Source organism: Pseudomonas sp. Irchel s3f7, assembly GCF_900187615.1.
Classification (GTDB): domain Bacteria; phylum Pseudomonadota; class Gammaproteobacteria; order Pseudomonadales; family Pseudomonadaceae; genus Aquipseudomonas.
In genome coordinates this window covers 121,360-144,565 of the sequence record NZ_FYDO01000007.1, presented here as the reverse complement: position 1 = coordinate 144,565, position 23,206 = coordinate 121,360, and the positions used below count along the sequence as shown (strand labels likewise).

Below are 23,206 nucleotides of genomic sequence, written 5' to 3'. Positions count from 1 at the left end.
GTATCGGTGAAACGCTGATATTCCCTGACAAGAGGTCCCATGCCCAACCGCCCGCCTCTCGACGCCGTGACCGCCCGCTGGATACCGTGGGTGGTCGCCATTGCTTTCTTCATGCAGTCCCTCGATGGGACGATCCTCAATACCGCCCTGCCGGCCATGGCCCAGGATCTGGCGGAAGACCCGTTGCGCATGCAAGGCGTGATCATCGCCTACATGCTCACCGTCGCCTTGTTGATCCCCGCGTCGGGCTGGATTGCCGATCGCTTCGGCACCAAGAAAATCTTCTTCAGCGCGATCTTGCTGTTCAGCCTCGGCTCGTTGCTCTGCGCACTGTCGACCACACTGACTCAGTTGATCGGCGCCCGAGTGATTCAAGGCCTGGGCGGTGCCTTGATGCTGCCGGTCGGGCGGCTGGTGGTGCTGCGGGCGTACCCGCGCTCGGAACTGGTGCGGATCATGGGCTTCATCACTATTCCCGGTCTGCTCGGTCCGTTGATCGGCCCGACCCTGGGCGGCTGGATGGTGCAATTCCTGACCTGGCACTGGATCTTCCTGATCAACCTGCCGGTGGGGTTGGTCGGCTGCTACGCCGTGTGGAAATTCATCCCTGACCTGCGCGGCGCTGAACGCACGCGTTTCGATAGCTTGGGATTTGTGCTGTTCGGCGCAGCGATGATTCTGATCACCATCGCCATGGAAGGCCTGGGTGAACTGCACCTGCCGCACTTGCGGGTGATGTTGTTGCTGTTCGGTGGCATGGCGTGCCTCGCCGCGTACTGGCTGCGTGCCGGGCATATCGAAAACCCGCTGTTCGCACCGTCGCTGTTCAAGACCCGGACCTTTGCCGTGGGCATTCTCGGTAACCTGTTCGCCCGCCTCGGCAGTGGCGCCCTGCCTTTTCTGGTGCCATTGTTGCTGCAAGTCGCATTGGGTTATTCGCCGTCCCAGGCCGGGATGAGCATGTTGCCGCTCGCCGCGGCGGCGATGGTTGCCAAGTGGGTGGCACGCCCGCTGATCGAGCGTTTGGGTTACCGCATCGTGCTCACCGGTAACACCCTGGCGCTGGGGATCATGCTCGCGAGCATGGGCCTGGTCAGCGAGCAGACGCCATATTGGCTGCTGTTGTGTCAGCTGGCGGTCCTTGGCGCGATCAACTCTTTGCAGTTCACCGCGATGAACACCGTGACCCTGATCGATCTCGACGACGCCAGCGCCAGCAGCGGCAACAGCCTGCTGTCGGTGGTCGCGCAATTGTCCCTGAGCCTCGGCGTTGCGTGTGCGGGTGCATTGCTCGGTGGTTTCACGGCGGAGATTGGAAGCAGCGGCGTCGAGACGGTGCTCGGTGCGTTCCAGCTGACGTTTGTGACCGTCGGAATCATGGCCATGCTGGCCGCGACGATCTTCTCGCAGCTCTCAAAGGAAGACGGACGGCGCGTCAAACGTCCGGAACAGCACATCGAACCTTAGGGCGAATGGCCACCGGACTGGTACACTGCGCGACATTTTGTTTTGCAGGCCAGTCCCGTGACCACCATCGCCACCGAATTTAATACTTTGCCGCTGTCCGCCGCCATGCTGGCTAACCTCGACTCCCTCGGTTATGCCCAGATGACGCCGATCCAGGCGCAAAGCTTGCCGGTGATCCTCAAGGGGATGGACCTGATCGCCCAGGCCAAGACCGGCAGCGGCAAGACCGCCGCCTTCGGTATCGGCCTGCTGAACCCGATCAATCCGCGCTACTTCGGTTGCCAGGCGTTGATCCTGTGCCCGACCCGTGAGCTGGCTGACCAGGTCGCCAAGGAAATCCGTCGTCTGGCCCGTGCCGAAGACAACATCAAGGTCCTGACCCTGTGTGGCGGCGTGTCCCTCGGCCCGCAGATCGCTTCGCTGGAACACGGCGCGCACATCATCGTCGGCACCCCGGGGCGCATCCAGCAGCACCTGCGCAAGGGTTCGCTGGTCCTTCACGGCCTCAATACCCTGATCCTCGACGAAGCCGACCGCATGCTCGACATGGGTTTCTACGATTCCATCGAAGAAATCATCATGCAGTCCCCGGAGCGTCGTCAGACGTTGCTGTTCTCCGCCACGTACCCGGTGGGCATCAAGCAACTGGCGTCGAAGTTCATGCGCAACCCGCAGCAGGTTAAAGCTGAAGCGTTCCACGACGACACGCAGATCGAGCAGCGCTTCTACGAAATTTCCCCTGACGACCGCATGAGCGCGGTGACCAAGGTCCTGGGTCACTTCCGTCCGGCGTCCTGCGTCGCCTTCTGCTACACCAAGCAGCAAGTGCAGGAAACCGTTGATCACCTGTCCTCCAAAGGCATTTCCGCCGTCGGCCTGCACGGCGATCTGGAACAGCGCGACCGCGATCAGGTGCTGGCAATGTTCGCCAACCGCAGTACTTCGGTATTGGTTGCCACCGACGTTGCTGCCCGTGGTCTGGACATCGATTCCCTGGACATGGTGATCAACGTCGAGCTGGCCCGTGATTCGGAAATCCACATCCACCGCGTCGGCCGTACCGGTCGTGCCGGTGAGAAAGGCCTTGCGATCAGCCTGGTCGCGCCGTCGGAAGCGCAGCGTGCGCAGGCCATCGAACTGTTGCAAAAAACGCCATTGACCTGGGATCAGGTGGACAACCTCGTCTCCCAGGGCGGCGGTCCGCTGCTGCCGCAGATGAGCACCCTGTGCATTGGCGCCGGCCGTAAAGACAAGGTTCGCCCAGGTGACATCCTTGGCGCCCTGACCGGTGACGCCGGCATCCCCGGTGCCCAGGTCGGCAAGATCGCGATCTTCGACTTCCAGGCTTACGTGGCCGTGGATCGCAGCGTCGCCAAGCAGGCCCTGCAGCGTTTGAACGACGGCAAGATCAAGGGCCGTTCGTTGCGCGTTCGCATCCTCTGATTGATTCACTGTAGGAGCCTGCTTGCTGGCAATGAACGATGACGCGGTCGACCCGATGGACCGCAGCGTCTGCAGCGCCAGCAAGCCGGCTCCTACAGGTTTTGCGTTGGATTAAAAAATTGTGAGGACACCGTTTTGCGCTCTACCGAAGTCGTGATCATTGGCGCTGGCGCCGCAGGGTTGATGTGTGCGCTGACCGCCGCCGGGCGCGGGCGCAAGGTGTTGTTGCTCGACCATGCCAACAAGGCCGGCAAGAAAATCCTGATGTCGGGCGGTGGCCGCTGCAATTTCACCAACATGTACACCGAACCGAGCAATTTCCTTTCGCAAAACGCGCACTTCTGCAAATCTGCCCTGGCCCGCTATACCCAGTGGGATTTCATCGGCATGGTGGCCAAGCACGGCGTGCCGTACCACGAGAAAAAACTCGGCCAGTTGTTCTGCGATAACAAATCCAGCGACATCCTGGAAATGCTGCTCAACGAGTGCGACCAGGTTGGCGTCAGCCTGCACCTGGACACGTCGATCCAGACCATCGAGAAGCTTGAAAAAGGCTACTTGCTGGATACAACGCTTGGCCAAGTGACGTGCGAATCCCTGGTGATCGCCACTGGCGGTCTGTCGATCCCGACCCTGGGCGCCACCGGTTTTGGTTATCAAGTGGCCAAGCAGTTCGGTCACGAGCTACTACCGACCCGCGCCGGCCTGGTGCCGTTTACCATCACCGATCAGCTCAAGGAACTGTGCACCGAGCTGTCGGGTACGTCGGTCGATTGCCTGGTGAGCTGCAACGAGCAGAGTTTCCGCGAGAACATCCTGTTCACCCACCGCGGCCTCAGCGGCCCGGCGATTTTGCAGATTTCTTCGTTCTGGGAATCCGGTGACACGGTCGAGATCAACCTGATGCCTGATCACGACGTGCCGGGCTGGCTGCAACAACAGCAAGCTGAACGCCCCAACAGCGAGCTGAAAACCCTGCTCGGTGAAATCTTCACCAAGAAGATGGCCAACTTGCTGGCGGACAACTGGTTCGTCTCCAAACCGATGAAGCAGTACACCCACGCCGAAATGGCCGCCATCGCTGAAAAACTGGCGAGCTGGAAAGTCGTGCCCGCCGGCACTGAAGGCTATCGCACGGCCGAGGTGACCCTTGGCGGCGTCAACACCAATGAAGTGTCGTCCAAGACCATGGAATCGCTGAAAAGCCCAGACCTGTACTTCATCGGCGAAGTGCTCGACGTGACCGGGCATTTAGGCGGATTCAATTTCCAGTGGGCCTGGGCCTCGGGCTACGCGGCTGCGCAATACGTCTGACACCCAAAGCCCTGTAGGAGCTGGCTTGCCAGCGATGCGGACAACACGGTCTACCAGGCAGACCGCGTGACCATTCATCGCCAGCAAGCCGCCCCTACAAATGCCGCGTGTCACAGGGAAGGAACAGATTTTGCTGTCTGATGTGATCGACGCCATTGCGTCGGCGTCATTAGTGGCTCAATTTAGCGTCATTGCCTCGGAAGGCCTTCGCACTTCATGTCATCGACTTCGTTCCGTCAGTCTCTGCGGCGCCTGTGGGCGCTGGATAAATTCAGCTACAGCGTGCGGGTGTTCATTGCCCTGACCGGCACCATGGCGCTGTGTTGGTATCAGGATGAAATGGGGCTGCTGATTCCCTTGTTCCTGGGGATTATCGCCAGCGCCCTGGCCGAAACCGACGACAGTTGGCAGGGCCGTCTCAACGCGCTGGCGGTGACGCTGGTGTGTTTTGCCGTTGCCGCCCTGTCCGTCGAACTGCTCTTCCCCTACCCCTATCTCTTCGTCATCGCTTTCGCCCTCGCCGCGTTCTGCCTGACCATGCTCGGCGCGCTGGGCGAACGCTATGGCGCGATTGCCTCAGCGACGCTGATTCTGTCGGTCTACACCATGATCGGTGTGGACCAGCGCGGTGGCGCGGTCACCGACTTCTGGCACGAACCGGTGTTGCTGGTGGCCGGCGCGGCCTGGTACGGCTTGCTGTCGGTGTTGTGGCAGGCGCTGTTTTCCAATCAACCGGTGCAGCAGAGCCTGGCGCGGTTGTTCCGGGAGCTGGGGTTTTACCTGAAGCTGAAATCGTCGCTGCTTGAACCCATTCGCCAGTTGGACGTCGAGGCGCGTCGCCTGGAGTTGGCCCAGCAGAACGGGCGCGTCGTTGCCGCATTGAACGCGGCCAAGGAAATTATCCTGCACCGGGTCGGCAACGGTCGTCCGGGCTCGAAAGTCAGTCGCTACCTGAAGCTGTATTTCCTCGCCCAGGACATCCACGAGCGCGCCAGTTCCTCGCACTACCCCTATAACGCGCTGGCGGAAGCGTTTTTCCACAGTGACGTGCTGTTCCGCTGTCAGCGCCTGCTGCGCCAGCAAGGCAAGGCCTGCCGGGCCCTGGCCGAATCGATCCAGATGCGCCAGCCGTTCACCTACGACGCCAGCTTCGCCGAAGCCTTGAGCGATCTTGATGCTTCTCTCGAACACCTGCGCGTCCAGAGCAACCCGGCCTGGCGCGGCTTGCTGCGCTCGTTGCGGGCGCTGGCGGCCAACCTTGGCACTCTCGACCGGTTGCTCAGCGACGCCAGCAACCCCGACGCCCTGGCCGATGCCACTGACAGCAGCCTGCTCGATCGCTCGCCACGCAGCCTCAAGGACGTATGGCTGCGGTTACGCACACAGCTGACGCCGACTTCCCTGCTGTTCCGTCATGCCCTGCGATTGCCCCTGGCCTTGTGCATCGGCTACGCCATGGTGCATTTGATCCACCCGTCCCAAGGTTACTGGATCATTCTGACGACGCTGTTTGTCTGCCAGCCGAATTACGGCGCGACCCGCCGCAAACTCGGTCAACGGATCGTCGGCACCGCCATCGGCCTGACCCTGGCCTGGGCGCTGTTCGACCTGTTCCCCAATCCGCTGATCCAGTCGTGCTTCGCCATTGCCGCCGGCGTGGTGTTCTTTACCAACCGCACCACCCGCTACACCTTGGCGACAGCAGCGATCACCTTGATGGTGCTGTTCTGCTTCAATCAGGTCGGCGATGGTTACGGGCTGTTCCTGCCACGATTGTTCGATACCTTGCTTGGCAGCCTGATCGCCGGGCTGGCGGTGTTCCTGTTCCTGCCGGACTGGCAGGGTCGACGCCTGAACAAGGTGCTGGCCAATACGTTGTCCTGCAACAGCATTTACTTGCGCCAGATCATGCAGCAATACGCTGATGGCAAAAGTGACGACCTGGCCTATCGCCTAGCCCGCCGCAACGCGCACAACGCCGACGCCGCGCTGTCGACCACCCTGGCCAACATGCTGATGGAGCCGGGGCATTTCCGTAAGGAGGCGGACGTGGGTTTCCGTTTCCTGGTGCTGTCACACACGCTGCTCAGTTACCTCTCAGGCCTGGGCGCGCATCGGGAAACCCCGCTGCCGGCGGACGTGCGCGAGCACTTGATCGAAGGCGCTGGCGCGAAGCTGGCCGCCAGCATCGACGAGATCGCCCAAGGGTTGGCGAGCAAATCCTCGGTGGCGATTCAGAGTGATGAAGAGGAAGCGCTGGCCGACATGCTTGAGCAGATGCCGGATGAGATCGATGAAGGCCAGCGTTTGGTGCAGACGCAATTGGCGTTGATCTGTCGGCAGCTTGGGCCGCTGCGGACATTGGCGGCGCACCTGATCAAGGACAGCCGTGAGGGTTGAGATTTTCGCTGTCCGGACCGACGCAATCGCTGGCAAGCCAGCTCCCACAGGGTTATCTGGTGGTCACACGTTTTGCGTTCGCCCACTGTGGGAGTGGGCTTGCCCGCGATGAGGCCGGCAAAAACAACATGGATTCTGGACCCGCCTACTCACATTCCATGCTGCCTCATCAATTTGGCATAACTCCCGTCCGCCTTCATCGCCGCGATCTCCCGCTCAAAACCGGCGACAATTTGCTTGTGCCTGGGGTTCTTCAGGCTGACCAGGATGTGCAGGCTGTTCTCACTCAGAGGCCTCGGCAGAAACTCAACCGCGTTACGCACACTGGGCGCTTCACGGGCCAGGTAGTAGCGCGCGACGTATTCGTCTTCAAGGGTCAACTTGACCCGATCGGCAGCGAGCATGCGCACCGCCATGGCGAAGCTGTGCACCGGGACTTTCTGCAGGGATTCGTCTTTATCGAACGCCGGTGAATAGGCATAACCGCGCACGATCGCAATCGGGTAAGTGTGCAGTTGCTGCAAACTGTTGTACTCGATCGGCGCGTCTTTGCGCTTGAGAAAGCGCACGCGGTTGAGCAGGTACTCGCTGGAAAACTGACCCAGCTTTTTGCGCTCGTCGTTGTACCAGGCGTTGACGAGCACGTCGTATCGCCCTTCGCCCAATCCCATCAGCGCCCGGGCCCAAGGCACCTGCTCAAATTCACTGGCATAACCGGCCCTGGCCAATGCAGTGCTGACAATATCCGTGGCCAAGCCACCATTGACGAGCGTGGCATCGGTAAAAGGTGGCCAGGCATCAGCAACCAGGCGCAGCTTTTCTGCTGCCACCCCCTGAGCCAGCAACAGCAATCCAGTCAAGGCAAAGGCTCGATGCAATCGCGGCATGCTAGAAAGTCCTTAGCGGGCGGTCAGCCCTTCTTGTTTTCAGCCAAAACCCCAAGGCTCGTCTTGCAAACCTTGGCTCATGGGAACCACTGCACAGCGCTGCATTGCAGATTACACAAAGACGACAAGGCCGCGAGAATCGAATGATGGCATTTTGGCCTTTGTTACAGATTCCTCCGCCATAAAGACTTCTGGCGCGAGTGCGCTTAGTATCGGAGCGACGTTTTCAGGGAATCAAAACATGACAGTCGATTGGATCTGCAAGCATCACAGCGACCTGGGCAAAGAACAGCTCTATGCCATTTTGAAGCTGCGCGCCGAGGTGTTCATCGTCGAGCAGCAATGCGCTTATCAAGACGTGGATGGCCAGGACCTGGAAGGTGACACCTGCCACTTGATGGCCTGGGACGGCAATCAACTGGTAGCTTATCTGCGGCTGCTCGACCCGGAACTGCAAGGCGGGGACGTGGTGATTGGCCGAGTGATCATCGCCCCGCACGCACGTGGCGCCGGGCTTGGACACACGTTGATGGACCAGGCGCTGGAGCAGATTGAAGAACGCTGGCCGCAAACGCCGATTTACCTCTCGGCCCAGACGCATTTGCAGGGGTATTACGGGCGGTACGGGTTTGTCGTGACAGGTGAGGAGTTTGTCGAGGATGGCATTCCACACATTGGAATGCGCCGTCCCTGACGGCCCCATCGCTGGCAGGCCAGCTCCCGCAGGGTACCGATTGGATTGAGTAATTTTGATCCAAACGCGATTACTGTAGGAGCGAGCTTGCTCGCGATGGCGTCAGCTCAGGCAACGCAAACCTCAGGGATACTCCAACACCGCCTTGATCTGCCGCAGATTACGCTCGATCCAACCGCGATCAATCGCCCCCCACTCGCGAATCCGATAACGCCCCGCATGGTTGCGTGCACCTTCTTCCTGCTCGAATTCGCAGACGATATCCAGATCCGCCAACGCCGCGATGGTGTCCTGAGCCGTGCGCCGGGGCATGCCGGTAGTCTCGGTCAGGGCCGGGACGCTGCTGGCCAGCCCGCTGTCGATCAGGTACGCCACGTACAAGCGGCGATAGAAGCTGCTTTTGGTCTTGCTCACGTCCATCCAATACTCCTTAAAAGATCGCAGCCTGCGGCAGCGCCTACAGATCCCGCCACGTCAGGTAGACCCGCACATCAAATTCGACCTGGTGATACCCCGGCAGCATGTGTTCGCACAGTTTGTAGAACGCCTTGTTGTGGTCCGATTCCTTGAAGTGCGCCAGCTCATGCACGACGATCATTTTCAGGAACTCGGACGGTGCTTCCTTGAACAACGAAGCGATGCGGATTTCCTTCTTGGCCTTGAGCTTGCCGCCCTGCACCCGGGAAATCGTGGTATGCAGGCCCAACGCGCGGTGAGTCAGGTCCAGACGATTGTCGAACAGCACTTTGTCGATAGACGGGGCATTTCGCAGGTATTCCTGCTTGAGGTCCAGCGCATAGGTGTACAGCGCCTTGTCGCTCTGCACCCCGTGCTTTTCCGGGTAACGCTGGGTCAGGTAATCGCCCAGCCGACCGTCGGCGATCAGCTGTCGCACCTGGTCCTGCAAGTTGGCGGGATAAGCCTGGAGGTATTTCAACGCGGTCATCGGGGCGGCAATACAGGTCACTAAAAGGTCGCCAGTGTAGCGAATTCAGCGGGTCAGCGCGCTCCAGTCGAAGGGCTGTACAAACTCACCGGCGTCTTCAGACGTCATCGGCCGCGCCACCAGAAACCCTTGTACATACTCGCAGCCATTGGCTTGCAGCCACTCATATTGCGCGACCGTTTCCACCCCTTCGGCAATCACCAGCATGCCGAACTGTTTGCACAGGTCGATCACACTGCGCACCAGTGCCGCGTCTCGAACGGAATCCGGCAGCCGGGCGATCAAGTGACGGTCGAGCTTGAGGGTGTCCAGTTCCAGGTCGCGCAGATGCGACAGCGAGCAATGTCCGCAGCCGAAATCATCCAGCGCCACACGCACCCCCAGGTTGCGCAGCAGACGCAGTTGTTTACGCGTCTCTTCAGGGTTGTGCATCAAGGCTTCTTCCGTGACCTCGAGCTCCAGATGACGCGCCTGCAAGCCATGGCGCTCAAGCACCTGGCGCAATTCAGTGGCCAGATTGGGCATGCCGAACTGCGTGCAGCTCAAACTGACGCCCACGACCAGGTCTTCGGTAAACAGTGTTTCCCAGGCTTTACGCTGGCCTGCGCTGCAATGGTAAATCCAGCTGCCCAGACGACTGATCAGCCGCGCTTCTTCCAGCAAAGGTAAAAACAGACCCGGCGGCACATCGCCGACGCTCGGGTGCTGCCAGCGCAGCAAGGCCTCGAACCCGCGAATCCGCCCGTCGACAATCGACACCTGAGGTTGATACACCAAGTTGAAATCACGGTTCTCGATGGCGGTGCGCACGCTGTCTTCAAGCATCAGCCGCGAGCGTGCCCGCCCGTTCATGTCATGATCGTAGAAACGATATTGCTGACGCCCGGCGCGCTTGGCTTCATACATGGCGATGTCAGCCGCCCGCAGCAGACCATCCAGGTTGGCACCGCAATCGGGGAACGTAGCGATACCGATGCTGGCCCCCAAGGCCATGTCCAGACCATCGATCTGCTGACAGATCGACACCCGCTCGATGAGTTTTTCGGCAATCTTGGCCGCTTGCTCGGGGAACTCCAGATCCAGCAGCGCGGTGAACTCATCACCCCCCATGCGGGCCAGAATGTCGAAGGGCCGCAAGCAGGATTTCAACTGTTCGGACACCCAACGCAACACACGGTCACCGGCATCGTGCCCCAGGGAATCGTTGACGCGCTTGAAGCCGTCGAGGTCCAGATACAGCAGCACCCAGGCACTCCCGGAACGCTCGCCCCGCAGCAGCAGGTTTTCCGCTGTCTGGTAAAAACCCCGGCGATTGAGCAAACCGGTCAGCGGGTCGGTGACCGCCTGAAACTCCAGTTGCTGATGCAGATGACGCACCACCGACATGTCCAGCACGGTCACCACCATCGCATGTTGCTCAGAGGGCAAAGGCGCGCAGGACAACGCCACCGGCACTTGCTGACCTGGCGCCGTGCGCAATACGGCGTCGTGCAGACGCAGGGTCTCACGACGTTTGTAACCGGCGAAAAACTCGGAATCGGCCCAGATTGGAAAATGCGGTTTTTGCAGGTAGTCGAGAAACTCTTTGCCTTGCAGCTCCTGCACCGTCGCGTTGAGCAGCCGCGACATGGCCGGGTTGGCGAAGCGAATGACCCCGTCCTCACCCAACACCAGGATCCCTTCGGCGGTGTTATCCAGCACCGAAGCATTGAAGGCGCGTGCGCTCTCCAGATCGTGGCTCAGACGCTGCAGTTGTCGGCGATTGCGCTGATGTTCGAGCAGCGCCTGGACCTTGGGTTTGAGGATCTGCGGATCGAAGGGTTTGAACAGGTAATCCACGGCACCACTGGCGTAACCCTTGATTACCGCATCCGGCGACTGCTCATTGGCGGTCAGGAAGATGATCGGTGTGAGACGGGTTCGCTGGCTGCCGCGCATCAGGCGGGCCACTTCAAATCCGTCCATGCCCGGCATCTGCACGTCCAGCAGCACCAGGTCGACATCATGCTCAAGCAACAAGCCGAGCGCCTCGAAACCCGAGGCGGCGGTAATGACCTGCCAGTCCTGACGCTGCAACAACGCGCGCATGCTGATCAGGTTTTCAGGGTAGTCGTCGACAATCAGTAACGTTGAGTTGCCTTCGACGGACGTGGGTTGCGCGCATTCCATGCTGCTTCTCTTTGTGCGAGGCCAGGCCGGCTTCTCGTGAAAACCGGACAAATACTAAGCCATTACTCTAGACCTGGATCCAAAAAAGCAGAAGCCATCAGAGCGCCATCACCTAACCAAAGGGTTAACTCGCCGACTAACGGTCACCTCTACAGCCCGCTAAAACCGGGAAGGATGGCACTTCGACAGGATGTTGGCGCCAACGAACCGCCAGACGGGCGTTAACAAAACACCCCTCTGCGCTTATAAAGACCGCCCCAAAAGGTGCGGGCTAGAGCTTCTGGCACGCCCGTGCAGCACGACCAAAATGGAAGAACCTACATGATCGATCTCGCAACCTGGAACCTAAGCGTCCCCGTTGGCAGCCCGCCGTACACAGTAGAAACCTCCAAACTGGTAGACGGCTTCAAGGATCAGTACTTCCATTCCGATACCGGCACATTGTTTTTCTGGACGCCGGTGACCGGCTCACGAACCGAAAATGCTATTTATCCCCGCACAGAACTGCGTGAAACCTACAGCAACGGCACCCTGCGCAACTGGTACTACCCCGACGCCGACAACACCTTGCGCGCCACCCTGGCAGTGAACCAGGTGCCGAGTTCGGGGAAGATTGTCATCGGCCAGATCCATGCCTATCAAAGTCAAAAACCCATGGTGAAGGTGGAGTACCAGTACAAAACCGACACCGAGACAGGCAACATCGTCGCCAAAGTGCGCATGCACCCCTATGACGACACAGGACGGGTAATCACCATCGCCACCGGCGTCAAACTCGACCGCGAATTTTCCTACCTCATTCACCTCAGCCCCGGCGGCGCATTGGGCATCAGCGCGGCGGGCTACACGTGGGACACCAACATCAGCACGACCTGGCGCGAGAAACCGCTGTACTTCAAGGCCGGGGTCTATGTGCAGGACAACACCGGGTACACCAGCGAAGGCGGGAAGGTGACGTTCAGCAAGCTGGATATTGATCACGACAAGTAACGCCGAACACTCAGTGGCGAGGGAGCTTGCTCCCGTCGGGTCGCGAAGCGTCCCAAAAAAGAAGGACCGCTGCGCAGTCCAGCGGGAGCAAGCTCCCTCGCCACAAAGTCGATTCATCGCCCACAAAAAACCCGCCTTTCGGCGGGTTTTTTATGCGACTCAAACGCTAAGGCTTAGTTGACCTTGGCGTTCAACTCACCTTTCAGGTAACGCTGATACATGCCTTCCAGCGAGATCGCCTTGATCTTCGAAGCGTTGCCGGCAGTGCCGAAGGCTTCGTAGCGAGCGATGCACACGTCGCGCATGGCGGTGACGGTGGCGCCGAAGAATTTACGCGGGTCGAACTCGCTCGGGTTGGTGGCCATCAGGCGACGCATGGCGCCGGTGGACGCCAGGCGCAGGTCGGTGTCGATGTTGACCTTGCGCACGCCGTGCTTGATGCCTTCGACGATTTCTTCAACCGGAACGCCGTAGGTTTCTTTGATGTCGCCACCGTACTGGTTGATGATCGCCAGCCACTCTTGCGGAACCGAAGACGAACCGTGCATCACCAGGTGAGTGTTCGGAATGCGCTTGTGGATTTCCTTGATGCGGTCGATGGCCAGCACGTCGCCGGTAGGCGGCTTGGTGAACTTGTACGCGCCGTGGCTGGTGCCGATGGCGATGGCCAGGGCATCCACCTGAGTGCGTTTTACGAAGTCAGCGGCTTCTTCCGGGTCGGTCAGCATTTGGCTGTGATCCAGAACGCCTTCAGCGCCGATGCCGTCTTCTTCACCGGCCATGCCGGTTTCCAGCGAACCCAGGCAACCCAGCTCGCCTTCTACCGAAACGCCACAGGCGTGAGCCAAGGCAACGGTTTGTTGGGTAACACGGACGTTGTAGTCGTAGTCGGTCGGGGTCTTGCCGTCTTCGCCCAGGGAGCCGTCCATCATCACCGAGCTGAAGCCCAGTTGAATGGAGCGCTGGCAGACGTCAGGGCTGGTGCCGTGGTCCTGGTGCATGCACACCGGGATGTGCGGGAACTCTTCGATGGCTGCCAGGATCAGGTGACGCAGGAACGGTGCGCCGGCGTATTTGCGAGCACCGGCCGAAGCCTGGACGATCACCGGGGAGTCAGTCTTGTCAGCGGCTTCCATGATGGCGCGCATCTGCTCAAGGTTGTTGACGTTGAAAGCTGGAACGCCGTAGCCGAACTCGGCTGCGTGGTCCAACATCTGGCGCATGCTGATAAGTGCCATTGTGTGTATCTCTCCCGGTTGAGGGTCGTTAATCGTGCCAGCCTGCCGGAGCGGCGGCGGCTATTCAAGTTATTGCAGATCGGGGGTTGGCCCGGCCTGCGAATTCGCTAATTGCTCAACTCATCCCTTGTAGGAGCCGGCTTGCCGGCGATGGCGTCCGCCTGGACAGTGCATGCCTCAAGGGCCTCATCGCTGGCAAGCCAGCTCCTACAGGGTTTGCGTTGTTATTCGGCCTTGCAGCCACGGCCAATCAAATCATTGGTGGCGACCCAGTAAACCAGGCCTTCCTCACCTTTTATGTGAAACGCCAGCATGTCGTTGCTGTACAGCGCACCCGACGCACCCGGTTCCTCTTTCAGGCGATAAACCTGGTCGGCACCGCCCAGGCGCACGTCGACTTCCTTGCGGCTGTCGTCAGTGAAGCGCCATAGCACCTTGGCCTGGCTGTCACAGGTCCAGGTGGTCCAGTTATCCACAGGAGCGGACGACTGGAACGGGTTCAAATAGGCGCATCCTGCCAGTAATGCCAGTGCCGCAACGGCGATAAAACCTTTCATCCGTGTCCCTCGACCGACGGCACACGCCGCCAGCCCTGAGTAAAGAGTCAGACCCGTCAGGGGCAGCCATGTTCCTTGGCGGGAGTCTGTGTCTCGTATTTGTCCAGGCCATCAGGCCCGGACCGCTTGTTGAGCACCGGGTTGGTTTCCGCCTGCCAGTCGGCCTGGTAGCAGTTTTTTTCCGCCCCGGAAGGCGCAGGTTCCGGCGTGGCTTTCGGGTTACTCCCGCAAGCCGCCAGCGAACCCGCGACGATCAACAGCACTAACGTCTTGACCATTTCAACACTCCCTTGCCTGGTCAAACGGGCGACCCTCAGGCCTTGGCCCGGCTTTCCAGGACTTCAACGGCTGGCAACACTTTGCCTTCGACGAATTCGAGGAACGCGCCGCCGCCGGTAGAAATGTAGGAGATCTGCTCGGCAACGCCATACTTGTCGATGGCCGCCAGGGTGTCGCCGCCGCCCGCAATGGAGAACGCCGCGCTGTCCGCGATGGCCTGGGCCAGGACTTTGGTGCCGTTACCGAACTGATCGAATTCAAACACGCCAACCGGACCGTTCCACAGGATGGTTTGCGACGATTTCAGCAGTTCGGCGAAGTTCGCCGCGGTCTGCGGGCCGATGTCCAGGATCATGTCGTCGGCAGCGACGTCAGCGATCAGCTTCACGGTGGCCGTCGCGCTTTCAGCGAATTCCTTGGCAACGACCACATCAACCGGCAGCGGCACGCTGACCTTGGCGGCGATGGCGCGAGCGGTGTCCAGCAGGTCCGGCTCGTACAGGGATTTGCCGACCGGGTGACCGGCAGCGGCCAGGAAGGTGTTGGCAATGCCGCCGCCCACGATCAACTGGTTGCAGATCTGGCTCAGGCTGTTCAGCACGTCGAGTTTGGTCGACACCTTGGAGCCGGCAACAATGGCAGCCATTGGCTGGGCCGGAGCACCCAGGGCTTTGCCCAGTGCATCCAGTTCAGCAGCCAGCAACGGGCCGGCAGCAGCGACTTTGGCGAATTTGGCCACGCCGTGGGTCGAACCCTCGGCACGGTGAGCGGTGCCGAAGGCGTCCATCACGAACACGTCGCACAGGGCGGCGTATTGCTGGGCCAGTTCGTCAGCGTTCTTTTTCTCGCCTTTGTTGAAGCGCACGTTTTCGAACAGCACGATGTCGCCCGCTTTCACGTCGACGCCGCCCAGGTAATCCGCCACCAGCGGCACTTCACGACCCAGAGCCTTGCTCAGGTAGTCAGCGACTGGCTTGAGGCTGTTCTCGGCCGAGAACTCGCCTTCGGTCGGACGGCCAAGGTGCGAGCAAACCATCACGGCCGCGCCTTTTTCCAGGGCCAGCTTGATGGTCGGCAGCGAGGCCAGGATTCGCGCATCGCTGGTGACAACACCGTCCTTGACTGGGACGTTGAGGTCTTCGCGAATCAATACGCGCTTACCTTGCAGATCGAGGTCGGACATCTTCAACACGGTCATGGGTCGCACTTCCTGAATAGCTGTTCTTAGAGAGCAGGTTTTGTAGAGGCTGTGTGCAGATAGTGTTCTGCAACATCGAGCATTCGGTTTGCAAACCCCCATTCGTTGTCGAACCAGGCCAGGATGTTCACCAGCCGTGGGCCGGAAACGCGGGTCTGACTGGCATCGACGATGGCCGAATGTGGGTCATGGTTGAAATCACAACTGGCGTGAGGCAACTCGGTGTAGGCCAGCAAGCCTTTGAGCGGGCCGCTGGTGGCAGCTTCGCGCAGGATTCGGTTGACCTCGGTGGCGTCGGTCGCGGTGGCGGTCTGCATCGTAATGTCGAGGCAGGACACGTTAACCGTCGGCACCCGCACGGCTTTGGCCTGAATTCGCCCGGCAAGTTCCGGCAACAGACGCTCGATGCCGCGCGCCAGACCGGTGGACACCGGGATCACCGACTGGAACGCCGAACGGGTGCGGCGCAGGTCTTCGTGGTGATAGGCATCGATGACCGGCTGATCGTTCATCGCCGAGTGAATCGTGGTGATCGACACGTAATCCAGACCGATCGCCTGGTTCAGCAGACGCAACAACGGCACGCCGCAGTTGGTGGTGCAGGACGCGTTGGACACCAGCAGTTCGTCGCCGGTCAGGCAGTCCTGGTTCACGCCGTAGACGATGGTGGCGTCGACATCGGTCTCGCTGGCCATCGGCTGGGAAAACAGCACGCGCGGGGCGCCGGCGTCGAGGAACCGCTGGCCGTCTTCGCGCGTGTTGTAAGCGCCGGAGCACTCCAGCACCAGATCGACGCCCAGGGACGCCCAATCGATGCCTTCGGGGGTGGCACTGCGCAGGACCTTCACGCAGTCGCCATTAATATGCAGACAATCGCCATCCACTCTCACTTCGCCGGGAAAACGCCCGTGAGTGGAGTCAAAGCGTGTCAGGTATTCGATGCTGGCCATGTCCGCCAGATCGTTGATCGCGACAATTTCAAACCCGGCCTTGTCGCCTCGCTCAAACAACGCACGCAAGACGCAACGACCAATCCGGCCGTAGCCGTTGAGTGCAACTTTGTAAGGACGCGGTTGAGGCATGGGGTTCTCGATAGTATTCGCTAACAACACAACCCCTGTAGGAGCTAGCTTGCCAGCGATGGGGTCATCAGCGTCAACATAAATGCTGCCTGAACGGACGCCTTCGCTGGCAAGCCAGCTCCTACAGGAGACCGCGGTGTTCGTTAGAACACCGCGTTGTGCTTTAGTCTTCCAGCAGCTCTTCAGCCTGACCCAGGATGTTTTCCAGGGTGAAACCGAACTCTTCGAACAAGGCAGGCGCAGGCGCCGACTCGCCGTAGGTGGTCATGCCGATCACGCGACCTTCCAGGCCCACGTACTTGTACCAGTAGTCTGCGTGAGCAGCCTCGATGGCGATACGGGCGCTGACCTGCAACGGCAGAACCGATTGCTTGTAGCCGGCGTCCTGGGCATCGAAGACGCTGGTGCATGGCATGGAAACCACGCGAACCTTGCGGCCCTGCTCGGTCAGTTTGTCGAAGGCTTGAACGGCCAGGCCGACTTCCGAACCGGTGGCGATCAGGATCAGCTCTGGCTCGCCAGCGCAGTCTTTCAGCACATAACCACCACGGCTGATGTCGGCGATCTGGCCGGCATCACGGGTTTGGTGCTGCAGGTTCTGACGCGAGAAGATCAGGGCCGAAGGACCGTCCTTGCGCTCCAGTGCGTATTTCCAGCTCACGGCCGATTCAACAGCATCGGCTGGACGCCAGGTGTCGAGGTTCGGCGTGCAGCGCAGGCTGGCCAGTTGCTCGATTGGCTGGTGAGTCGGGCCGTCTTCGCCCAGACCGATGGAGTCGTGGGTGTAGACGTGGATCACACGCTGCTTCATCAGAGCGGACATGCGCACTGCGTTGCGGGCGTATTCCATGAACATCAGGAAGGTCGCGCCGTAAGGCACCAGGCCGCCGTGCAGGGCAACACCGTTCATGATCGCGGTCATGCCGAACTCACGCACGCCGTAGTACATGTAGTTGCCGCTGGCGTCTTCGGCAGTGACGCCTTTGCAACCTTTCCACAGGGTCAGGTTGGAACCGGCCAGGTCAGCCGAACCGCCGAGGAACTCAGGCAGCAGCGGGCCGAACGCGTTCAGGGCGTTCTGGCTGGCTTTACGGCTGGCGATGGTTTCGCCTTTGGCCGCCACTTCGGCGATGTAGGCCGAGGCTTTTTCGCTGAAGTCAGCCGGCAGTTCGCCGCTCAGACGACGCACCAGTTCGTTGGCTTCGGTCGGGAAGGCAGCGGAGTAGGCCGCGAAACGCTGGTCCCACTCGGCTTCGGCAGCGCGACCGGTTTCCTTGGCATCCCATTCGGCATAGATGTCGGCCGGGATTTCGAACGGGCCGTGGTTCCATTTCAGCGCCGCACGGGTCAGGGCGATTTCCGCGTCACCCAGCGGGGCGCCGTGGCAGTCTTCCTTGCCTTGCTTGTTCGGCGAACCGAAGCCGATGGTGGTCTTGCAGCAGATCAGGGTCGGCTGCTCGCTTTTGCGGGCAGTGTCGATCGCGGTCTTGATCTCTTCCGGATCGTGACCGTCGACATTGCGGATCACTTGCCAGTTGTAGGATTCGAAGCGCTTCGGCGTGTCATCGGTGAACCAGCCTTCGACTTCGCCGTCGATGGAGATGCCGTTGTCATCGTAGAAAGCGATCAGCTTGCCCAGGCCCAGGGTACCGGCCAGGGAAGCGACTTCGTGGGAAATGCCTTCCATCATGCAGCCATCACCCAGGAACACATAGGTGTGGTGGTCGACGATGTTGTGGCCCGGACGGTTGAACTGCGCCGCCAGGACTTTTTCAGCCAGGGCGAAACCCACGGCGTTGGCCAGGCCTTGGCCCAAAGGACCGGTGGTGGTTTCAACACCCGGGGTGTAGCCGAGTTCCGGGTGACCCGGGGTGCGGCTGTGCAGTTGGCGGAACTGCTTCAGGTCTTCGATCGACAGGTCGTAGCCGGTCAGGTGCAGCAGCGAATAGATCAGCATCGAGCCGTGGCCGTTGGACAGCACGAAGCGGTCACGGTCGGCGAAGGATGGATTGCTCGGGTTGTGCTTCAGGTAGTCGCGCCAAAGTACTTCGGCGATATCCGCCATACCCATAGGGGCACCCGGATGGCCGCTGTTGGCTTTTTGCACGGCATCCATGCTGAGGGCACGAATGGCGTTGGCACGCTCACGACGGCTAGGCATCGCTGTTCTCCTGGGGGCTTGATTAAAACGAATCGGAAAAAAGGCGAGCATTTTCCCTCACCCGGACGCCTCGGGGCAATGACAGATAGTCATCTGGAGGCGTTTTTCCAACGGATAACGACGGTTTCGCCTGGTGAAACCTTTCCGCCGTTCGTTTGTTGACTGAAGCTAACGTCGAGAAGTGCCATCTATCGAGCAATATCAAAACTTTTTGATATTGCTCTTGCGATGCTTTCGACCCATGACTAGACTGCCGGCCCTATGAACTTACGCGTGCCTTCCATTCAACATGACGATTGCGATGAGCTGGCGGCCCTGTGCAAGGCTGGCGGCGACCCTCTGCGGTTGAATGTATTGCGCGCACTGGCCAACGACTCGTTCGGCGTGCTGGAACTGGCGCAGATCTTCGGCATCGGCCAGTCAGGCATGAGCCACCACCTCAAGGTACTGGCCCAGGCCGACCTGGTGGCGACCCGCCGTGAAGGCAACGCGATTTTTTACCGTCGCGCCCTGCCCCACACCGGGTTGCTGGGCGGCAAACTGCACGCCGCGCTGCTCGACGAAGTGGACAACCTGACGCTGCCGGCTGACGTACTGGCGCGCATCGCACAGGTCCACGGGCAACGCGCAGCGGCCAGCCAGGACTTTTTCTCACGGGTCGCGGAGAAGTTTCGCGCCCAGCAAGACCTGATCGCCGGTCTGCCGCAGTACCGCGACAGCGTGGTGGCCCTGCTCGACAAGTTGAGCTTCGGTCAAGGCGCTACGGCCATTGAAGTCGGCCCCGGAGACGGCGCATTTCTGCCCGAACTGGCGCGCCGCTTCACCGAGGTCACGGCGCTGGACAACAGCACCGCGATGCTCGAACTGGCGCGCCAGGTCTGCGAACGCGACAAGCTGACTAACGTCAGCCTGCAACTGGCCGACGCCTTGAACGGCGTCACCCTCAAGGCCGATTGCGTGGTGCTGAACATGGTGCTGCACCACTTTGCCGCACCGGCCGATGCGCTCAAGCACATGGCCCACTTGCTGCAACCAGGCGGTAGCCTGTTAGTGACAGAGTTATGTAGCCACAACCAGAGTTGGGCCAAGGAGGCCTGCGGTGATCTCTGGTTGGGGTTTGAACAGGACGATCTGGCCCGTTGGGCCACCGCTGCGGGACTCGTTCCCGGGGAAAGCCTCTATGTAGGCTTACGTAATGGTTTCCAGATCCAGGTCCGTAACTTTCAGCGGCCAGCTGGCGACACTCACCATCGGTAATTTCAGGAAAACATCGAGATGAGCGAATACTCCCTTTTCACCTCCGAGTCCGTGTCTGAAGGGCATCCGGACAAAATCGCCGACCAGATTTCTGATGCGGTGCTGGACGCCATCATTGCTGAAGACAAGTTCGCCCGTGTGGCGTGCGAGACTCTGGTGAAAACGGGCGTGGCCATCATCGCCGGCGAAGTCACCACTTCGGCCTGGGTTGACCTGGAGCAGATCGTTCGTGACGTGATCACCAACATCGGCTACACCAGCTCCGACGTTGGCTTCGACGGCGCGACCTGCGGCGTGATGAACATCATCGGCAAGCAGTCCCCTGACATCAACCAGGGTGTTGACCGTGCCAAGCCTGAAGATCAGGGCGCCGGCGACCAGGGCCTGATGTTCGGCTACGCCAGCAACGAAACCGACGTGCTGATGCCTGCACCGATCACCTTCTCGCACCAGCTGGTTCAGCGCCAGGCCGAAGCCCGTAAATCCGGCCTGCTGCCTTGGCTGCGCCCGGACGCCAAGTCGCAAGTGACCTGCCGTTACGAAAACGGCAAGGTTGTCGGTATCGACGCCGTTGTTCTGTCGACCCAGCACAACCCGGAAGTGTCGTACAACGACCTGCGCGAAGGCGTGATGGAGCTGATCGTCAAGCACGTGCTGCCTGCCGAACTGCTGTCCAAGGACACCCAGTTCCACATCAACCCGACCGGCCAGTTCATCATTGGCGGCCCGGTAGGTGACTGCGGTCTGACCGGTCGCAAGATCATCGTCGACAGCTACGGCGGCATGGCCCGTCACGGCGGCGGCGCGTTCTCCGGTAAAGATCCATCGAAGGTTGACCGTTCGGCGGCCTACGCCGGTCGTTATGTGGCCAAGAACATCGTCGCTGCCGGCCTGGCCGAGCGCTGCGAGATCCAGGTGTCCTACGCCATCGGTGTTGCCCAGCCAACGTCGATCTCGCTGAACACCTTCGGCACCGGCAAGATCAGCGACGACAAGATCGTCAAACTGGTCCGCGAAGTGTTCGACCTGCGTCCATACGCGATCACCACCATGCTTGACCTGCTGCACCCGATGTACCAGGAAACCGCAGCGTACGGCCACTTCGGCCGCACCCCGGCGACCAAGACCGTGGGCGACGATACCTTCACCACGTTCACCTGGGAAAAAACCGACCGCGCCGACGCCCTGCGTTCCGCTGCCGGTCTGTAACACTTCCTGCTGCACCCAAAAGCCCCGCACGGCTCGCGCCCTGCGGGGCTTTTTATTGGGATTGGCTTTACACCGTGGCGCGGCCTTCGCGGGCACAGCCTCCCGAAATACCCGGAAAAACACCCAGCCCTGACACCCACCCATCCTGACCTAACCTTCAAGCATCTCATTGAGCAAGGACGCTCACGATGCTCCCGCCATTGCACCTGTTTTTCGCCTTTCTGCTGATGCTGACCTGCCTCGGCGCCCGCGCCATGGATTGCCCCGACTGGTCACCGGAACGCGCCCTGGACGAAGTCGGCAAACTGCAACAGCAAATCGACCTCTGGGACGACAGCTATCACCGCCAGGGCCGCTCTCTGGTTGCCGATGAACTCTACGATCAGTCCCGGGCGCAACTGAGCCATTGGCGCCAATGCTTCAACCTGACCCCACCCGCAAACCCCTTGCGCACAGCTCGCGGCACACTCCCACACCCCATCGCCCACACCGGCCTGGAAAAACTACACGACGCACGCGCTGTCGAAAACTGGCTGCGCGACCGCGCGGATGTCTGGGCGCAACCGAAAATCGACGGCGTGGCAGTCACGCTGATTTACCGCAAAGGCCTGCTGACTCAGGCAATCAGTCGCGGCGATGGCGTGAAGGGGCAGGACTGGACGATTGCGGCACGGCAGATCCAGGTCATTCCCAAACAGTTGTCACAACCTTTGGACCTGCTTGTGCAGGGCGAGCTCTATTGGCGCCTGGACAACCACATACAGGCCCGGGACGGCAGCGTTAATGCCCGCGCCACGGTGGCCGGGCTGATGGGTCGCAAAACGTTGAATGCCGCACAAGCCGCGGGGATCGGCCTGTTTGCGTGGGACTGGCCCCAAGGCCCGGCGAACCTGCTCACACGGGCGACTGCATTGAATGAACTGGGCTTCTCGAACACCACCGTTTACAGCCAGCCGATCCATAACTTTGCCGACGCTGAGCGCTGGCGTGATCACTGGTATCGCTCCACCCTGCCCTTCGCCAGCGACGGGATTGTCCTGCGCCAGAACCAGCGCCCACCCGCCGAACGCTGGCAGGCGAAACCGCCTTACTGGAGCGTGGCCTGGAAATACCCTTTTGCCCAGGCGCTGGCGGATGTACGCAAGGTTCACTTCCAGATTGGACGAACCGGGCGCATCACTCCGGTACTGGAGCTGAGACCGGTGAAACTGGATGACCGGCAGATCAAACGCGTCAGCGTCAGCTCGCTACAGCGCTGGCAGGCGCTGGATATACGCCCCGGTGACCAAGTCTCGATCAGCCTGGCCGGCCTGACAATTCCAAGGCTTGATGACGTCGTGTTTCGCAGTACCGAGCGTGTCGAATTGAACGTGCCGCAAGCCGAAGACTTTCACCCTTTGAGCTGTTGGCAACCGACCCCAGGCTGCGAAAGCCAGTTTCTTGCGCGCCTGACCTGGCTCAGCGGCAAGAACGGTCTGGCCCTGCCCCATGTCGGCGCCGGCACCTGGGAAAAACTTCTTGCAACAGGTCGCCTGAACAGCCTGTTGGATTGGATGACCCTCGATGTCCGAGAGCTTGCTAACATTGACGGTTTCGGCGAACGAAGCGCGGCGCGCCTTGCCGACAGTTTCAGCAGCGCCCGACAACGCCCGTTCGCTCGCTGGCTCAAAGCCCTGGGATTGCCGCCGACAGGCCAGGCACAACTGGCCGACTCCTGGCAGGTACTGGCGCAACGAAATACCGAACAATGGCAAGCCGAAGCAGGTATCGGGCCGGGACGCGCGGCGCATTTGAACGCCTTTTTCCGCGACCCGCAGGTGCTGGCCCTGAGTGAAACGCTACGTGACATCGGGATCGAAGGCTTTTAGCCGACGTCCACCGGGAACCCCAAGGTGTCGATCGGCTCAAACAAGCC

19 protein-coding genes are annotated in these 23,206 nt (G+C 60.5%); 9 read left to right on the top strand and 10 right to left on the bottom strand.

What is annotated here, in order from left to right:
• Nucleotides 1-39 precede the first annotated feature (39 nt).
• The 4 genes from mdtD to yccS all read left to right on the top strand — a co-directional run bounded on the left by mdtD (nucleotide 40) and on the right by yccS (nucleotide 6,624).
• A complete protein-coding gene (gene mdtD, locus CKW19_RS08260; RefSeq protein WP_095057457.1) occupies nucleotides 40-1,467 on the top strand; it encodes a multidrug transporter subunit MdtD in 1,428 nt (475 codons plus the stop codon).
• Nucleotides 1,468-1,572: 105 nt separating this feature from the next.
• The gene (gene dbpA / locus CKW19_RS08255; protein WP_256580310.1) at nucleotides 1,573-2,910 is read left to right on the top strand and encodes an ATP-dependent RNA helicase DbpA; all 1,338 of its coding nucleotides are present in this window, start codon (nucleotides 1,573-1,575) and stop codon (nucleotides 2,908-2,910) included.
• Between the two features lie 135 nt (nucleotides 2,911-3,045).
• Nucleotides 3,046-4,224 (top strand): NAD(P)/FAD-dependent oxidoreductase, encoded by a 1,179-nt coding sequence (locus CKW19_RS08250; RefSeq protein WP_095057455.1) that lies wholly within the window; start codon nucleotides 3,046-3,048, stop codon nucleotides 4,222-4,224.
• 216 nt (nucleotides 4,225-4,440) lie between these two features.
• Entirely contained in the window at nucleotides 4,441-6,624 is a 2,184-nt protein-coding gene (yccS, locus tag CKW19_RS08245; protein WP_095057454.1) for a YccS family putative transporter, read from the top strand.
• Between the two features lie 149 nt (nucleotides 6,625-6,773).
• On the opposite strand, the gene CKW19_RS08240 is transcribed toward yccS, so the two are convergent.
• Nucleotides 6,774-7,511 carry an ABC transporter substrate-binding protein gene (locus CKW19_RS08240; protein ID WP_095057453.1) on the bottom strand — a complete coding sequence of 246 codons (738 nt, stop codon included), beginning with the start codon at nucleotides 7,509-7,511 and terminating at the stop codon, nucleotides 6,774-6,776.
• Between the two features lie 241 nt (nucleotides 7,512-7,752).
• Here CKW19_RS08240 and CKW19_RS08235 point away from each other — a divergent pair, with 241 nt between their 5' ends.
• Nucleotides 7,753-8,205, top strand: coding sequence for a GNAT family N-acetyltransferase (locus CKW19_RS08235; protein WP_095057452.1), 453 nt, complete (start codon nucleotides 7,753-7,755; stop codon nucleotides 8,203-8,205).
• A 123-nt stretch (nucleotides 8,206-8,328) separates the two neighbouring features.
• Here the strand turns inward: CKW19_RS08235 and CKW19_RS08230 are convergent, their stop codons facing one another.
• From CKW19_RS08230 to CKW19_RS08220, 3 genes are read right to left on the bottom strand one after another with little or no spacing between them, the layout of a single operon-like run.
• Nucleotides 8,329-8,625, bottom strand: a complete 297-nt coding sequence (locus CKW19_RS08230; protein WP_095057451.1) for a helix-turn-helix domain-containing protein — start codon at nucleotides 8,623-8,625, stop codon at nucleotides 8,329-8,331.
• 37 nt (nucleotides 8,626-8,662) lie between these two features.
• Entirely contained in the window at nucleotides 8,663-9,151 is a 489-nt protein-coding gene (locus CKW19_RS08225; RefSeq protein WP_095057450.1) for a M48 family metallopeptidase, read from the bottom strand.
• A 45-nt stretch (nucleotides 9,152-9,196) separates the two neighbouring features.
• The gene (locus CKW19_RS08220) at nucleotides 9,197-11,320 is read right to left on the bottom strand and encodes a bifunctional diguanylate cyclase/phosphodiesterase (protein ID WP_095057449.1); all 2,124 of its coding nucleotides are present in this window, start codon (nucleotides 11,318-11,320) and stop codon (nucleotides 9,197-9,199) included.
• 321 nt (nucleotides 11,321-11,641) lie between these two features.
• Between CKW19_RS08220 and CKW19_RS08215 the strand changes: the two genes are divergently transcribed.
• Nucleotides 11,642-12,310 (top strand): polysaccharide lyase family 7 protein, encoded by a 669-nt coding sequence (locus CKW19_RS08215; RefSeq protein ID WP_095057448.1) that lies wholly within the window; start codon nucleotides 11,642-11,644, stop codon nucleotides 12,308-12,310.
• 173 nt (nucleotides 12,311-12,483) lie between these two features.
• On the opposite strand, the gene fba is transcribed toward CKW19_RS08215, so the two are convergent.
• From fba to tkt, 6 genes are all read right to left on the bottom strand, one after another.
• Nucleotides 12,484-13,548: a class II fructose-bisphosphate aldolase gene (gene fba / locus CKW19_RS08210; RefSeq protein WP_053163154.1), complete on the bottom strand. Its 1,065-nt coding sequence runs from the start codon at nucleotides 13,546-13,548 to the stop codon at nucleotides 12,484-12,486.
• 224 nt (nucleotides 13,549-13,772) lie between these two features.
• Nucleotides 13,773-14,105: an MliC family protein gene (locus CKW19_RS08205; RefSeq protein ID WP_095057447.1), complete on the bottom strand. Its 333-nt coding sequence runs from the start codon at nucleotides 14,103-14,105 to the stop codon at nucleotides 13,773-13,775.
• Between the two features lie 56 nt (nucleotides 14,106-14,161).
• Complete coding sequence (locus CKW19_RS08200) at nucleotides 14,162-14,383, bottom strand: hypothetical protein (RefSeq protein WP_095057446.1); 222 nt, start codon at nucleotides 14,381-14,383, stop codon at nucleotides 14,162-14,164.
• A gap of 35 nt (nucleotides 14,384-14,418) precedes the next feature.
• Nucleotides 14,419-15,582: a phosphoglycerate kinase gene (locus tag CKW19_RS08195; RefSeq protein ID WP_095057445.1), complete on the bottom strand. Its 1,164-nt coding sequence runs from the start codon at nucleotides 15,580-15,582 to the stop codon at nucleotides 14,419-14,421.
• Nucleotides 15,583-15,608: 26 nt separating this feature from the next.
• Nucleotides 15,609-16,664 carry an erythrose-4-phosphate dehydrogenase gene (gene epd, locus CKW19_RS08190; RefSeq protein ID WP_095057444.1) on the bottom strand — a complete coding sequence of 352 codons (1,056 nt, stop codon included), beginning with the start codon at nucleotides 16,662-16,664 and terminating at the stop codon, nucleotides 15,609-15,611.
• Between the two features lie 163 nt (nucleotides 16,665-16,827).
• Nucleotides 16,828-18,825 (bottom strand): transketolase, encoded by a 1,998-nt coding sequence (gene tkt, locus CKW19_RS08185; RefSeq protein ID WP_095057443.1) that lies wholly within the window; start codon nucleotides 18,823-18,825, stop codon nucleotides 16,828-16,830.
• Nucleotides 18,826-19,086: 261 nt separating this feature from the next.
• Here tkt and CKW19_RS08180 point away from each other — a divergent pair, with 261 nt between their 5' ends.
• From CKW19_RS08180 to ligB, 3 genes are all read left to right on the top strand, one after another.
• Nucleotides 19,087-20,082 carry a metalloregulator ArsR/SmtB family transcription factor gene (locus tag CKW19_RS08180; RefSeq protein ID WP_095057442.1) on the top strand — a complete coding sequence of 332 codons (996 nt, stop codon included), beginning with the start codon at nucleotides 19,087-19,089 and terminating at the stop codon, nucleotides 20,080-20,082.
• 18 nt (nucleotides 20,083-20,100) lie between these two features.
• Nucleotides 20,101-21,291 (top strand): methionine adenosyltransferase, encoded by a 1,191-nt coding sequence (gene metK / locus CKW19_RS08175; protein ID WP_008050251.1) that lies wholly within the window; start codon nucleotides 20,101-20,103, stop codon nucleotides 21,289-21,291.
• A gap of 188 nt (nucleotides 21,292-21,479) precedes the next feature.
• Nucleotides 21,480-23,159 (top strand): NAD-dependent DNA ligase LigB, encoded by a 1,680-nt coding sequence (gene ligB, locus CKW19_RS08170; protein WP_095057441.1) that lies wholly within the window; start codon nucleotides 21,480-21,482, stop codon nucleotides 23,157-23,159.
• Nucleotides 23,160-23,206 lie beyond the last annotated feature (47 nt).